The organism is Psychroserpens sp. NJDZ02 (genome assembly GCF_004843725.1).
Classification (GTDB): Bacteria; Bacteroidota; Bacteroidia; order Flavobacteriales; family Flavobacteriaceae; genus Olleya.
This window is the reverse complement of sequence record NZ_CP039451.1, coordinates 984313-998473: the sequence shown is the minus strand read 5'-3', so window position 1 is coordinate 998473 and position 14161 is coordinate 984313. Positions and strand designations below refer to the sequence as shown.

The 14161-nt window shown below is 32.3% G+C and carries 12 protein-coding genes and 1 pseudogene; 2 read left to right on the top strand and 11 right to left on the bottom strand.

Translation table 11 applies throughout. The features are described from left to right. Positions 1-6 precede the first annotated feature (6 nt). Genes E9099_RS04450 through surE form a run of 4 tightly spaced genes read right to left on the bottom strand, consistent with a single transcriptional unit; the run spans position 7 to position 2769 of the window. Positions 7-609 carry a C40 family peptidase gene (locus E9099_RS04450; protein WP_136582504.1) on the bottom strand — a complete coding sequence of 201 codons (603 nt, stop codon included), beginning with the start codon at positions 607-609 and terminating at the stop codon, positions 7-9. Between the two features lie 10 nt (positions 610-619). Then, positions 620-1732 carry a lipid-A-disaccharide synthase gene (gene lpxB, locus E9099_RS04445; protein ID WP_136582503.1) on the bottom strand — a complete coding sequence of 371 codons (1113 nt, stop codon included), beginning with the start codon at positions 1730-1732 and terminating at the stop codon, positions 620-622. Position 1733: 1 nt separating this feature from the next. After that, entirely contained in the window at positions 1734-2003 is a 270-nt protein-coding gene (locus E9099_RS04440; protein WP_136582502.1) for a hypothetical protein, read from the bottom strand. Beyond that, a complete protein-coding gene (surE, locus tag E9099_RS04435) occupies positions 1993-2769 on the bottom strand; it encodes a 5'/3'-nucleotidase SurE (protein ID WP_136582501.1) in 777 nt (258 codons plus the stop codon). Before surE ends, E9099_RS04440 begins: the two co-directional genes overlap by 11 nt. 155 nt (positions 2770-2924) lie before the next feature. Here surE and E9099_RS04430 point away from each other — a divergent pair, with 155 nt between their 5' ends. Both E9099_RS04430 and E9099_RS04425 read left to right on the top strand, forming a co-directional pair. Further along, positions 2925-5081, top strand: a complete 2157-nt coding sequence (locus tag E9099_RS04430; RefSeq protein WP_136582500.1) for a carboxy terminal-processing peptidase — start codon at positions 2925-2927, stop codon at positions 5079-5081. 38 nt (positions 5082-5119) lie between these two features. Next, positions 5120-6214, top strand: coding sequence for an ABC transporter permease (locus tag E9099_RS04425; RefSeq protein ID WP_136582499.1), 1095 nt, complete (start codon positions 5120-5122; stop codon positions 6212-6214). Here E9099_RS04425 and E9099_RS04420 read toward each other — a convergent pair. The 7 genes and pseudogenes from E9099_RS04420 to E9099_RS04390 all read right to left on the bottom strand — a co-directional run bounded on the left by E9099_RS04420 (position 6211) and on the right by E9099_RS04390 (position 14070). After that, on the bottom strand, positions 6211-6930 hold the full coding sequence (locus E9099_RS04420) for a 3-ketoacyl-ACP reductase (RefSeq protein WP_136582498.1): 720 nt from the start codon (positions 6928-6930) through the stop codon (positions 6211-6213). The genes E9099_RS04425 and E9099_RS04420 overlap by 4 nt on opposite strands. Before the next feature lie 185 nt (positions 6931-7115). Next, positions 7116-7340, bottom strand: coding sequence for a hypothetical protein (locus E9099_RS04415; protein ID WP_136582497.1), 225 nt, complete (start codon positions 7338-7340; stop codon positions 7116-7118). Between the two features lie 259 nt (positions 7341-7599). Continuing rightward, positions 7600-8037, bottom strand: coding sequence for a GNAT family N-acetyltransferase (locus tag E9099_RS04410; RefSeq protein ID WP_240788951.1), 438 nt, complete (start codon positions 8035-8037; stop codon positions 7600-7602). Between the two features lie 91 nt (positions 8038-8128). Beyond that, positions 8129-8899, bottom strand: a complete 771-nt coding sequence (locus tag E9099_RS04405; RefSeq protein WP_136582495.1) for an SDR family NAD(P)-dependent oxidoreductase — start codon at positions 8897-8899, stop codon at positions 8129-8131. A gap of 510 nt (positions 8900-9409) precedes the next feature. Then, positions 9410-13081 carry an ankyrin repeat domain-containing protein gene (locus E9099_RS04400; protein WP_136582494.1) on the bottom strand — a complete coding sequence of 1224 codons (3672 nt, stop codon included), beginning with the start codon at positions 13079-13081 and terminating at the stop codon, positions 9410-9412. A 3-nt stretch (positions 13082-13084) separates the two neighbouring features. Next, positions 13085-13210 (bottom strand): annotated as a pseudogene (locus tag E9099_RS19445) (endonuclease III); the annotation flags it as partial. Between the two features lie 404 nt (positions 13211-13614). Then, positions 13615-14070 carry a hypothetical protein gene (locus E9099_RS04390; RefSeq protein WP_136582493.1) on the bottom strand — a complete coding sequence of 152 codons (456 nt, stop codon included), beginning with the start codon at positions 14068-14070 and terminating at the stop codon, positions 13615-13617. Positions 14071-14161: the final 91 nt, after the last annotated feature.

The following is a 14161-nucleotide window of genomic DNA, read 5'->3' as shown; positions in this document are numbered from 1 at the left end:
TATTTCTTACAAAACGCGTCTAGCTTGTACAAAAGCAAAGTACCAGTAACGTTCTGACAGTAAGGAGGTCATGACGCCTTTGCTTGTGCTGGCGTGTATAAACTCAACACGACCAGGTCTTGAAGAGGTGACTAAACCAACATGATTAATGGTTCTGCTATTTTTTCTAGTTGCAAAAAAAAGTAAATCACCTTCTTCTACTTGTTTAACATCTATCCAGTCTCCATGTTCGGACATGGCGCTAGAAGTTCTAGGTAAGGCAATATCTTCCGTTTTAAAAGCTGTATACAGCAGTCCAGAGCAATCCATACCTTTTTTCGTAGTCCCTCCATACTTATATTTAACCCCTTCATAACTTTTGGCGCTACTTATTATGTTTGCTATTGTAGGGTTGTCTGCACGTATTGTATTGTAACTAGGATCTGAGTGAGTGCCTATAATTGATTCTTCTGTCTTTTTAGTATTTCGGGTTGGACGTTTTCTATTGCGTTTAGGCTCTGGTTGACTTACGGTATGAGATTCTGATTTTTTGGTAACAACATGTTTACTTTTAGAACCTCCACAAGATAAAATTGTAGTTGTTAACAGGAGTAGGGCAATCTTTTTCATTTGTAATTTACTATTTTATTGAGTCAAAAATTAATTTTGCTGTATTTTGGCTGGCACCTTTACCGCCTAGTTTTTTTTCTAATTCGTAATAATCTATAAAGAATTTAGTGCGTTCATAATCGTTTAAAATCCGATCTAATTCTTTTTTAAGTCGCTTAGTATTAAAATCATTTTGTATTAATTCTGTTACAGATTCCTTATCTAAAATTAAGTTGACAAGACTAATGTAATCAAGGTTTACTACTCGTTTTCCGATTTGGTAAGATACCCAACTTCCTTTGTAGCAGACTACTTGTGGGACTTTAAACAAAGCAGTTTCTAAAGTTGCAGTGCCCGAGGTTACTAAGGCAGCAGTTGATAAACTTAATAAATCGTAAGTTTTATTGCTAATAAAGTGGACGTTAGTTTGCTTAATAAAGGTTTTATAAAAATCGTAATCTTGACTTGGTGCTCCAGCAATTACAAATTGATAGTCAGGATAGTCGTCCACGACACTAAGCATTACGGATAACATTTTTATAATTTCTTGTTTTCTACTTCCCGGTAATAAAGCGATGATTGGTTTTTCGCTTAAACCATGTGCTTGTCTAAACTCAAACTCACCAACCTGTGTTCTGTCAGAAATGGCATCAATTAATGGATGACCAACAAAGTGAACCGGGTAATTATGTTTTTTTTCATAAAAATCTTTTTCAAAAGGAAGAATAACATACATCTGGTCAATATCATGCTTAATGGCTTTTATACGACCTTCTTTCCAAGCCCAAATTTGAGGAGATATGTAATAATGAGTTTTAAAGTTTTTCTGTTTGGCCCATTTTGCTATTCGTAAATTAAAACCAGGGTAATCGATAAAGATGATAACGTCAGGATTGTAACTAGCAATATCGGATTTGCAAAAAGAGAGGTTTTTAGTGATAGTTCTTAGGTTCATTATAACTTCAGAAAAACCCATAAAAGCGAGTGCTTTATAGTGTTTTACTAAAGTGCCACCAACACTTTGCATAAGGTCGCCACCCCAAAACCTAAACTCTGCATTAACATCTTGTGTTTGCAGTGCCTTCATTAAGTTGGATCCATGTAAGTCTCCAGAAGCTTCGCCAGATATGATATAATATTTCAATTTATAGTCTATTTATTATAAAAATTAATCCAATTATTAAGGTTGCAATTAGTACGCCTTTTGCTTTTTCGTCTTGTTTTCTATTTAAAAATAAAAAGAATAGTCCTAAGTTAAGTAAAGCGCCACGACTTACAAATTTAAACTGTAATGCATGGCTTACAATGTCTTTTGTTCCCAATTTAGAAAACATAATAATGTACAAAAACACACCGACACAGGTGCAAATAATGCCTGAAATAAAGCCAATTACAAGGTCTTTTTTATTGTTCAAATGACCATGTGTTTAATTGTTGCATGTAATGGTGTGCAGTTAAATCGTATTGCACAGGAACTACAGATATATAACCTTGCTCTAGGGCAAACTCATCTGTATCAGTGCCTTTATCGTAATTAACAAATTCTCCAGTTAGCCAATAATAATCTCTACCTTGAGGTGTTTTTCGTTTGTCAAATTTTTCTTTCCAATTTGCTTTTGCTTGTCTACAAATTTTAATCCCTTTTAAGTCTTTTTCTTTTAGATCGGGAATATTAACGTTTAAAATGATGCCTTCAGCAATGCCATTAGTCAATGCATTTTCTGCAATTTGTTTAATGTATTTCTCTGAGGCTTCAAAATCTGCATCCCAACTATAATTTAATAAAGAAAACCCAATAGCAGGTATACCTTCTATTCCAGCCTCGATAGCAGCACTCATAGTTCCAGAATAAATCACATTTATAGAACTGTTAGATCCATGATTAATTCCGGAGACACAAAGATCGGGGCGCCTATCTAACACTTGGTTAACCGCAATTTTAACGCAGTCTGCTGGTGTACCAGAGCAACTATATTGTACCGTTTTGTCACCTTTTTTAGAAACCTTATCTAAATGCAAGACATTATTTAGGGTAATTGCATGGCCCATTCCACTTTGCGGGCTGTCGGGTGCTACAACAACCACATCTCCAAGGGTTTCCATAACTTTAATTAAAGTTAAAATTCCTGGTGCAGTTATGCCATCATCATTGGTAACTAAAATCAGTGGTTTTTTACTCATAAAAAGGGTGTTTATTTGACTGAGCTAAAATACATAAAATCCCTTGTAACTGCTCAATTTATTCAGTTTAACAAAAAATTATCTGCTTTAGGTTTTATTGGCATGGTTTTTTCTTTACTTTAGTAGAAATTTCTTGTAAAATTTAAAAAGAACAGATGAAAAGGAAATACAATATAATATTACTAGTGTTACTATTAGCATTTGGTTCTTGCAGTTTTACTGCAAAAGTAGATGATGATCCAGATAAGGATAAATTATTAATTCAGATTATTACTTTAGCTTTAGACCAGTTGCATTTTGAGCCAAAAGAATTAAACGATTCCTTTTCTAAAGAAATCTACTCGGACTATCTAGAATTAGTAGATCCGTTAAAACGTTATTTCTTACAATCAGATATTGACGAATTTAAAAAGTTTGAAACGCAAATTGATGATCAATTGAGAGCTTCAGATATTTCTTTTTTTAATACGGTTTATCAGCGCTTAATTCAACGTCAGAATGATGCAAAAGTATATTATAGAAGTATTTTAGAAAAGCCTTTTGATTTTTATGAAGATGAAGATTATAATACAGATTATGAAACCTTAACGTATACAAAAAGTAAAAAAGCTTTGAAAGAACGTTGGAGGCAGCAATTAAAGTTTAACACACTTTCTGGTTATGATATGTTAATTGATCAACAGAATGGAGATTCTAAAACAGAAGGAGAAGATACGGAAGAGGTGTCAGAGCCAATCGTTGAAAAATCTTTAATAGAACTAGAGGTGGAAGCCCGAACTGAAACTTTAAAAACTTTAGATAATTATTTTACGGATTATATAGAAGATATGGAGCGTGAGGATTGGTTTGCTATGTATGTTAATACTATAGTAGAAGAGTTTGATCCACATACGTCTTACATGGCACCTACAGATAAAGATCGTTTTGACCAGCAAATGTCTGGGAAGTTAGAAGGGATTGGAGCACGTTTACAAAAGAAAATGGACTACATTAAAATAGTCGAATTAATTTCAGGAGGTCCAGCTTGGAGAGATGGTAAGATTGAAGTTGGAGATGTTATTGTAAAAGTACGTCAGGATAAAGAAAAGGAAGCTATTAGCGTTGTTGGGATGCGTATTGATGATGCTATCAAATTAATTAAAGGACCTAAAGGGTCTAAGGTTATTTTGACAATGAAAAAAGTAGACGGATCATTCGAGGATATTGCAATTACAAGGGACATTGTAGAGTTAGAAGAAACGTATGCAAAATCGTCTATAGTAAAAAAAGAAGGTATAAATTATGGCGTAATTAATCTGCCTAAATTTTATGTGGATTTTGAAGATTACAATAGCAGAAATGCCTCTTCAGATATTAAATTAGAAATCGAACGTTTAAAAGAGCAGGGTATTGAAGGGTTAGTATTGGATCTACGTAATAACGGAGGTGGCTCGTTAAGAACTGTTGTTGATATGGCTGGTTTATTTATTAAAGATGGTCCAATTGTACAGGTAAGATCTACTGGCGAACCAAAAGAAGTTTTAAGTGACGAAGACAAATCGATTAGTTGGGATGGACCTTTAGTTATAATGGTTAACGAGTTGTCGGCTTCTGCTTCAGAAATTTTAGCTGCAGCAATGCAAGATTACAAGCGAGCTATAATAATAGGTAGTAAACAAACTTATGGTAAAGGAACAGTACAGAATGTATTGGATTTAAACCGTATGGTTCGTAACAGTTCTCATGGAGATTTAGGAGCTTTAAAATTAACACGTCAAAAGTTCTATCGTATTAACGGTGGCTCAACACAATTAGAAGGTGTTAAAAGTGATGTGGTTGTTCCGGATCGCTATAGTTTTATTGATATTGGAGAACGTGATCAAGAAAATCCATTAGCTTGGGATAAAATTACACCTGTAGAGTATGAAGTTTGGAATAGTTATTTTGATTATAATACGACTATCGCTAACAGTAAAAGGCGTATGGAGAATAACGAACAGCTAAAGCTTATTGAAAATAGTGCTAAATGGGCCAAATCAAAAATGGACGACAATAGTTACTCGTTAAATTATACAAAATATAAGTCAAAGTTAAAGTTAAACGAAGAAGAAGCTAAGCAGTTTGAAGCTATTTCGGATTACAAAACTAACTTGACTTTCGAGTCGTTACCATACGAGCAAAAATTATTTACGCAAGACACGACTTTACGTGATAAACGAAATAGATGGCATGAAAATTTAAGTAAGGATGTTTATGTTGAAGAAGCTCTTAATGTTTTAAACGACTTAAAAATGACTTACGAGATTAATAAATTAGCAACCATAAGAAACTAAGGTCTATTATCTTTAGGATAATAGGGTGTTAAAATTTAATGGTGACTAAAACAAATTCATTATCACAAATAGCGCTTCAAAAGTTTAAAAAAAACTTTTGGGGCGTTTTTAGTTTATGTTTTATTGGTGTTGTTGGGATAATCTCGGTGTTTGCTTATGTCTTTGCGCCAGATAATTCGCAAAATGCGAATCAAATGCATGTTTCTATTCATTCTAAATCGCCAGGATTTACTGTGGATATGTTGACTATTCCTTCTCAGATAAAGAATCAGCAATCCGTTTTTGATAAATTATTCTTTGGAACAAAAAATACGGATACCGAAATTCCTATATCTATTTTCAATATAAAGGGTAACCAACTTACGTATACAGCATATGCTTCCGATGGGTTGGAAGGTGTTACTAAAACAATTGATGCGGATTTTATCGTGCAAAACTCAGCTAAACAATACATAAAAACGGTAACGTTTTATTTAGGAACTGATAAATATGGACGTGACTTACTTAGTCGCTTATTAGTGGGGGCGCGTATTTCTTTTTTTATAGGGTTTGTAGCCGTATTTATTTCTTTGGTTATCGGAATATTTATGGGAAGTGTTGCCGGTTATTATGGCGGTAAAGTAGATGCTTTTGTTATGTGGATTATAAACGTGACTTGGTCTATCCCAACTTTGTTATTAGTTATAGCAATCACTTTAGCTTTAGGGAAGGGGTTCTGGCAAGTGTTTATTGCAGTCGGACTTACCATGTGGGTAGAAGTAGCTAGAGTCGTGAGAGGGCAGTTGATAAGCGCTAAACAAATGCAATATGTAACAGCTGCACGTGCTTTAGGGTTTAAAGATTATAGGATTATTACTAAACACATCTTGCCCAATATTATGGCACCAGTTATTGTTATTTGTGCAGCAAATTTTGCAGCAGCGATATTAATAGAGTCTGGACTTAGTTTTTTAGGAATTGGAGCGCAACCACCTATGGCTAGTTGGGGCGCTATGATAAAAGACCATTACAACTACATAATCCTAGGAAAACCTTATTTAGCGGTTTTACCAGGCTTATGTATTATGTTTTTAGTAATGGCCTTTATGCTTATTGGAAATGCGTTACGCGACGCTTTAGATGTTAAAAATTAAGGGTTTGTAGACCACAACGCTGCGCTTTTAAGCATAGCTCTTCTAGGTAGTTTTAAACCAGCAACAACTAACTCTGCGAAGTCTTCAGGTTGTAAGACACTGTCTTCAGAATCTTTATCTGCAATACCTAAATCGATGGACATATCAGAAGCTATAGTACTTGGTGTTAAGGTACACACTCTAATGTTGTTTTTTCTAACCTCTTTCATTAAAGATTCAGAAAGACCAATAACAGCAAATTTTGAAGCTGAATAAGCCGAAGTACTTGCGTTTCCAGATAATCCTGCAGTAGAGGATACGTTAATAATATCACCCTCGTTTTTATTAATTAAATGTGGTAAAACCTCTTTGGTTACATAATACATACCCATAACATTAGTTTGGATAATTTGAGACCATTGGCTAACTTCCATCTCGTTAAAAGTTCCGAAAGCTGCAATACCAGCATTGTTTACTAAAATATCAACTGTACCTAAAGTCTCTACTATTGTTTTAATGCTACGTTTTACTTCTTCGTAATTACTAACATCAAAGACGGAGTAAATAGCGTTAACACCAAAGACTCTTAATTCTGCAACCGTTGCTTTTAATACCGCTTCATTTCTACCTGTGATGGCAACGTCAATACCTTCTTTAGCAAAAGCAATAGCAGTTGCTTTCCCTAAACCTCTACCACCACCAGTAATGATGGCTTTTTTGTTTTTTAAGTGTTCCATATGTTTTTATAATCTATAATTTTGATATAACTTTTAAAGAAGACTGTTTTGAGTTATGTCTCATTTAAATGTGACACGAAGTTAGTAGAATTTTCTATAAAGACCAATATTAGAAACTTCATTAACGTAGAAATAACACTAGGGTATGTTGGAAATGGAGTATGCCGACAATCGGTAAAACTAGTTTAGTCTATAATTTCGTAATCAATATCTAGTTTTCGTAAAGCTCTTAATGCTGAACCAGAATTTTTATCATTTAGTTCAATATCTACTGCGTCACCTTCTAATAAGATATCTGTAAGTTCGTTTGCTAAAGAATCGCTAACACTTAAAGAAATCTCAACAATGCATTTGGATATAGCTCTCCTATCTGGTCTTTGAGCGTCACAGGATAATAAATTTATTTTCATAATATAATTTTATAATTGTAATATACCATTGTTTATGTTAGTTTGAATGGTATTCGTTTTATTTCTAAATAAATTTCAATTTAAAAATCTTCTAGATTGAAAATATCGTTAATACAGTCAAATTTATTTTATTGCAATTACCTAGTTTATAATGCGAGAGATTTATAAATATTGTACCGTTTTAAGTCTAATTTTTAAACGTTCTAGTAGGGTCGTTATTTCAAGAACAAGGTTGTTCTCGAAATAATAATTTAGAAAACTATTTTGTTAAATCTTTTGAGAAGTAAATGCGTCTGTGTCCTTTTGGGAAATTTTTCATTTCGCCAATAGCAATGTATCCATTGTTAAGATAAAATTTTTCGGCCTGAAAGTCAAACGTGTCTAGTATAGCTGTCGTAGCACCTTTTTCTTTTGCTACTGTTTCAACATGTTGTAAAATATGAGTTCCGATTCCTTTTTTCCTATACCCTTCTCTTACCCACAAAATCTTTATTTCAAGTCCATTCCAATACCCGATTCCTGCTAAAACACCTCCTATTTCTAGACCATCTTTGTCTTTTACAACAAACTCTAAACGGGTCCAAATGTCAGAAAGCGCAGGCACTTGACTTAGGTTGTATTCGTTAATTCCGTCAACGATTGTTTTTATGTTTTCTTTATCGCAAGTTTCAATAGTAAAATCCATTGTTTTGTTCATTTTAGTAAAGGTATTCTAATTAAAAATTATATATGTTTAAACAGTTAATAGATAATCTTTTGTGTTCAAACATATATAATTTAATCAGTAATTACATATTATAAACACCACCATTAATGTCAAGTGTCGCGCCAGTAATAAATCCATCATATTCAGAAGCTAAATAAATGACAGCTCTAGCAACGTCAGCTGCGTTACCTGCGCGTTGGATTGGTATCCCTGCAGTTGTTTCTGCTGCGGATTCCTTTGTTGTATGTGTGTTATGAAATGAAGTACCAAGGATTAGACCTGGTGCAACAGCATTAACTCTTGTTCCGTTTGGTCCTAATTCTGTAGACAGTGCTCGCGTTAAAGTTAAGATAGCGCCTTTACTTGTCGCATAAGCTAAAGATCCTGGGTGACCACCTTTACGACCAGCAAGTGATGCTAAATTAACGATACTACTAGTTTCGTTTTTTGCCAAATAAGGTGCCGCAGCTCGTGTTACATACAGCATCGATGTCAGGTTAATATCCATTACTTTATGCCAGAATTCGGCTTCCAGTTCGCTTAGTAATTTGCGAGCAACCAATGATCCTGCATTATTAATTAATATATCTAAACCACCAAGAGCTTTGACTGTTTTGTCTACTAGTGCATTGGCATCGGCTTCTTTAGTTAAATCTCCGCTTATAGCAACTGCTTTTTGTCCTTTACTAGTGGCATATGCTGTTAATTCGTTTGCGGTATCAGCGCTAGAAAAATAGTGAATAGCAACATTTGCGCCGCTATCGATAAAATGTTTTGTAATGGACTCGCCAATGCCTTGAGCACCAGCTGTTATTAAAACGTTTTTTCCAGTTAATTTAGTATTGCTTTTCATTGTATTCCTTTTGTTAATAGGGTTGATAATTGCAGTATAATGACTGCTTGTCGCTATAGACGACAAGATTTTATAAATATAATATAATTAGACTTGTGTTTTTGTATTACTCATAAAACAATTGCAAGGTGGTGGTATTGTTTTATTTAGAATAAACACCCTTTTATAATTGTTGCAAGTAGATAGAATGGTTTATAGATAATAGAAAGTAAATTGAGTGATCAATTTACTTTTTATTACTAGTGTCTTTAGAATAATTAACCAAGATTATATTCGGAATATTTTATTAAAAACACGAAAAACTAGCTAATAAACATTAGATTGCTATGTTTTAAGCTACTTGCATTTTAGAGAAAATGCGGACCGTGAAAATTAAAAACAGCTTAAAATCAAAGATTTTAGGCTGTTTTTGTGATTTTTAAGGCGTTGTGCAACGCTTACTAATGTTACAAAACGTTAGTTAGATTTTTGAAGTTTATACCTATTATGAAAAATAGTTCAGCTGTTACGCTATTTCTTTAGAAAGCTAATCACCTCTCTTGCATTTCCGAGCTCTGCATACATTAGCGCATTTCTATTTTTATTATCAACGCTTTCTACTATTGCTTTTGAATTAATAAGTACTTCTGTTATTTTTAAGTGATTAGAAAATGATGCAATCATTAATGGAGTTACATGTTGATTATTAGCAATATTAGTATCTGCATTTTTATCTAATAATGCTTTTACAAGTTTTATATTTCCTGTTTTACAAGCTAAAAATAAAGCTGTTTCTCCGTAGTTATTTTGCTGATTAATATTTGTTATCTTATTTAAAATGTCTGGAGCATTCTCTGTAAAATCATAATCGTTCTTAACCATAGTATGCAAAAGGTTATTTTTTTGATAATTAATATTTGGATTTACTCCCTTTTTCCAAAAAGCTTCAAAACCTTTTTCAAACCCTCTGTCTATAAGTATTTGAGACCATGGTTTGTTGTAAAAATGTATATACGGTTCAAAATAATGTGTGGCAATTATATTTGGGTTTACATCAAAATTTAGTATTGTTTCTATAAGTTTTGTATTGTAAGTTTCTGCAGCATATTTAACAGGGCTGTTACTGTTGTTTGCGGGGTTGTCAAGCGTTACATCGCACTCTAATAAAAAAGGAATCATATCAGGTCTGTTCGTTTGAATGGCATATTCAATCATACCCGTATCACCAGTTCCTGCATGATGTTTTCCTCTGGTAGATAATTTTATAGACATATCAAACTCATTGTCGTAGTAAGAAGAGATGAAGTTATAATTAGAGTAATCTATTGCTTCTTTAAGGTGTCTAATTAGTTTTTTAGATTTTTCTTTCGGGTGTATTTTAAGCATTGCATCCATAGCATATTTATTGTCATAGAGTATCGCATATGTATAGTACCCATGAATCATTTCTTCGTTGCTGTAAAATTTACTGGAGTTTGATTCGTTCTTCATTATATAAGGAGCAAACAGGTCTATTATTTTAGTGCTGTTATTTTTTATAATATACTTACTGTATTGATTTATAAGTGATAGATACTGTTTCTTATCACATTTGTTTAAGTAATACTTAATAAAGTCTATTTTTTCTTCTAAAATTAATAGTGTATTTAATTTATGTGTCCATCCAGAACGATTAACGCTTGTTTCTATGGCTTTTTCCATTGAAATTCCTTTTTCGGATAGGTATTCTAACACGCCCCAAAGGTTGTTTCTAACAACACCAAGATTCAATTTATAAATGTAATCTCCATTTGTCTTAAAAGATTTTATTAAATAAGATTCTTTTTTTAAATAATGGTCTAAATACTCTTTTACAAATTTCTCATTTTCCAACTCACAGATAATTACATAATTGTTCATTATATCATAACTACTCGAAGCGTTTTCAGTGTTTAGAGCGTACTTTACAGCTTGCAGATTTTTTTTATCTACAAGAGTTTGAAGGATGTCTAGTTTACTACCTGGGTATGAACTATAAGGTATTATTTTTTGGTTAAAAGGATTGATGCCTTCTTTTATAAGGTGCATAACAATTTTGTTAGACTTTGCCTGTGCAGCTAAGGCTAAAAATATACGCATAGCATCATCATCATTATAATCTACTTCAGACAAATCTAACGATTGAACCTTACTTTTAAATTGAGGTAAATTATCATCTAAGATTATTTGGGTTATAGATTTTGGTATTTTGGAATCTTCCGCCAATTTATTAATCAATATAAGATCTAAACCAGGGACTTTGTAACCTTTACTATGAGTATCTAATAATTTTTGTAGTTTATTAAAGTAATTAAAATGTTTGGTAGATTTTGCCAAAGAAATAATATTGAGATTAATTTTGGCAATGGTCTCTTTATCCTTAAGATTAATACCTCGTTTTAAAATACTTTTTAAAATAGGAGTAAAATTGGTAACGCTATTTTGGGTAAGATATTTATCTACGGTAAAATTAAAGATGTCTACCAATTTTTGAGGTTCTTTGGTGTGGGTGAAATCGAGAATGTCGCCAGCATATAAATAGGTGTTTTTAGAAGGGGAATCTTCTTTGTTATTTGTAGCACTAACATCTGCACCATAACGAATTAACAACTTATCAATACAATCTTTGTTAGATAAATGTAGGGCTGTATTTCCTTCATTATCAATAGCATCTATATTAGCACCATAGTCTAATAATACTTCTATAAATGGCAAATAACTACAGTCTTGATGTCTATCACTTGTTATGATTCTATGTAAGAGTGTTTTGTTTTCTTCAAATAAAAATTCTGTATCTCTACCGTTTTCTAACAGTTTTTTAAATAAAAGTAAGTTCTCGTCTTTAAAAGCCATCCAAAGAAAATTGGAGTTTTTATAAACCTTTTGAGGTTCTAATGTTACTTTTTTATCAAAAACAGAATTAAAAGCAGTTATATTGTTGTTATGGATTGCAGCAGCAAGTACATCATAATAAAACTCACTGTCGGGTGTTTTGGTTTTAGAAACATGTTCAAAAATTGAGTTATTAAACTTTTTGTTTTTGAGAGTTTTTTGGAAGAAAGGAGAAGTAATTGAGTCTATAATTGGTATTTGAATACCATACTCCTCTAAAATTCGTATTTTATTGTTTAGTTGTCTTATGCTTTCGTATTTGTTTTTAGTATAAATATCTTCACCATTTCCGGTTACCTTAAAGTTATTGTTCAGCAACATTTTAAAAATAGCAGGGTTATATGTTGTTTGTATAATTTTTTTTAAAGTATCACTTGGTATTAAAGTTGGGTTTGCTAAATCATTATTTAAAATATACTTTTTCAAAAGAGAATAAGTACCATAACTTTCTTTTAATGCTGCTTCTTTAAAAATAGAGGCTACAAAATTTAAAGGCACTTTTTTGTTTGCGCCATTTTGTAGTAGCCATGCTACCATATTCTCATCCTCATTAATAATTGCAACACACAAAGGGTTGGCATACAATTTCTCGTTTTTATGTATTAAATCAGGAGACTTCAATAAAAGCTTTTTAGCAGTTTCAGTTTCTCCGCACGAAATAGCAAAAGTAGCCTCTGTTCTACCTTGAGCATCCACAAAAATACTTTTAGCATTTTTATTTAAAAGGTATCTCGTGTAGTTGTAGTTTTCGTTTGTAAATGCGTAAGATAAAGGCGATTTTTTGTCTGAATCCTTTAAGTTGATATCTGCACCTTTTTTAATCAAAAAATCAGCAATTTCTTCAAAGTCATTTCGGTAAGCTAAGTAGAACATGGCGTTCCAAGCTAAGTTACCATTGGAGTCTAATTCTCTGTCATTTGCTTTGATGCCACAATCCAATACAAGAAATTTAATCATGTCTAAATCTGCATTTAAAGCAGCAACAGTTAATGGGCTTCCAACAGCTAAATCCCAATTATCGTCATATAAAATGTCTTTTTTATGGACTTTGGCTCCGTTTATTTTAAGAAGTTTGGCAATATCTAGCTGGTTTTTGTAGATCGCCCACATAAATGCAGTTCCACCGTCTTCGTCTATTTGGTTAATATATTTTTTCTCCTTAATTAAAGCTTTAGCTTCTTCATATTTATCGTTGTAAATTAGGTCTATTAAGGTCATTTTATCTTGACCAAAACCTATATTACAAGATAGCAAAAGTGTAATAAGAGGTAAAAGCATTTTTTTTTGTAGCATTTTTTATTTCTTGTTATAGTCGTTCAATACCGTTTTTCTATCGATTATTTTGGTAATAATATCCTTTTCTAAATCCCAACCAGTAGCTAGGGAATACGCTCTACCGTACCAAATAATTTCTGAGTGCAAAATAGTAAAAAAGGAAGCTATATGAAAGGTAAACGACAAAGTAGATCGCCCCAGTATTTGTTACGCTAACCCAGTTTTTAGGCATGAGTAAGGTAAATACCCTTGGGATTAAATAAGTTAATAAGTATATGCATCTATCCGCAACAGCCTATAATCTTAAAAAGTATTTAAAATATATGAAAAACGGGCCAGAAAGTATAGCGGGACTACTTGCTTTTATTAAAAGTACCAAAAAACACCTAATAAGCCTTCGAATACTAAGTTTTAAGCCACTTGCATTTTATAGAAAATACGGAGAGTCAAAATTAAAAACAGCTTAAAATCAAAGATTTTAAGCTGTTTTTATGTTTTTTTAAGGGGTTGTGCAACGGTTACCATTGTTAGCAAATGTTTTTATTTCATCTTTACTTCATAGGGTATATTTCTGATAATAATTCTTTTACTTTTTCGAAATCTTCAATTTCTTTTGGTATTAAAATCATTTCTTGTGGTAAACTACTTTCTCCTTGAATAGTCAGCCCTTTTCTCTCATTGATGGAAATAGATTTAATTTTGTCTATTGGTATTGAAGTTTTTTTAATATAAAGTTGCTCTCTACTAATTTCGTTTTTATTGATTATTAGGACGAAACTTTCAAATTGTTTTTTAACTCTTTTCATTGCTAAAAAAACAATTAAAGAGAAAATTCCAATTACTATTGGAGCCACAACTATAAGTGTATCTATTTTTGTAGTAAAACCTTTTGATTTTATTCCTAAAACAACAATAAGTATAGTTGCTAATATTAGTGCTATTTTCAGAATTATAGGCTTACTTATTTCAGAAAATCCATTTTCTTTAATTTTAAATTCTTGGTTCATTATATTTGTTTTTTTTGAATATTTGCTAACGTCTCGGCTATGGTTAGTACGGGAATTAAAAGCGATTAATTTCGAGTTAAGCACTTAGCCA

Excerpts from the sequence above, each read along its gene's own strand:
- E9099_RS04415 (WP_136582497.1), bottom strand. The coding sequence starts at position 7,340 with ATGAAAATAAATTTATTATCCTGTGACGCTCAAAGACCAGATAGGAGA.
- E9099_RS04410 (WP_240788951.1), bottom strand. The coding sequence starts at position 8,037 with ATGAACAAAACAATGGATTTTACTATTGAAACTTGCGATAAAGAAAAC.
- E9099_RS04405 (WP_136582495.1), bottom strand. The coding sequence starts at position 8,899 with ATGAAAAGCAATACTAAATTAACTGGAAAAAACGTTTTAATAACAGCT.
- E9099_RS04420 (WP_136582498.1), bottom strand. The coding sequence starts at position 6,930 with ATGGAACACTTAAAAAACAAAAAAGCCATCATTACTGGTGGTGGTAGA.
- E9099_RS04390 (WP_136582493.1), bottom strand. The coding sequence starts at position 14,070 with ATGAACCAAGAATTTAAAATTAAAGAAAATGGATTTTCTGAAATAAGT.
- surE (WP_136582501.1), bottom strand. The coding sequence starts at position 2,769 with ATGAGTAAAAAACCACTGATTTTAGTTACCAATGATGATGGCATAACT.
- E9099_RS04400 (WP_136582494.1), bottom strand. The coding sequence starts at position 13,081 with ATGCTACAAAAAAAAATGCTTTTACCTCTTATTACACTTTTGCTATCT.
- E9099_RS04425 (WP_136582499.1), top strand. The coding sequence starts at position 5,120 with ATGGTGACTAAAACAAATTCATTATCACAAATAGCGCTTCAAAAGTTT.
- E9099_RS04430 (WP_136582500.1), top strand. The coding sequence starts at position 2,925 with ATGAAAAGGAAATACAATATAATATTACTAGTGTTACTATTAGCATTT.
- E9099_RS04450 (WP_136582504.1), bottom strand. The coding sequence starts at position 609 with ATGAAAAAGATTGCCCTACTCCTGTTAACAACTACAATTTTATCTTGT.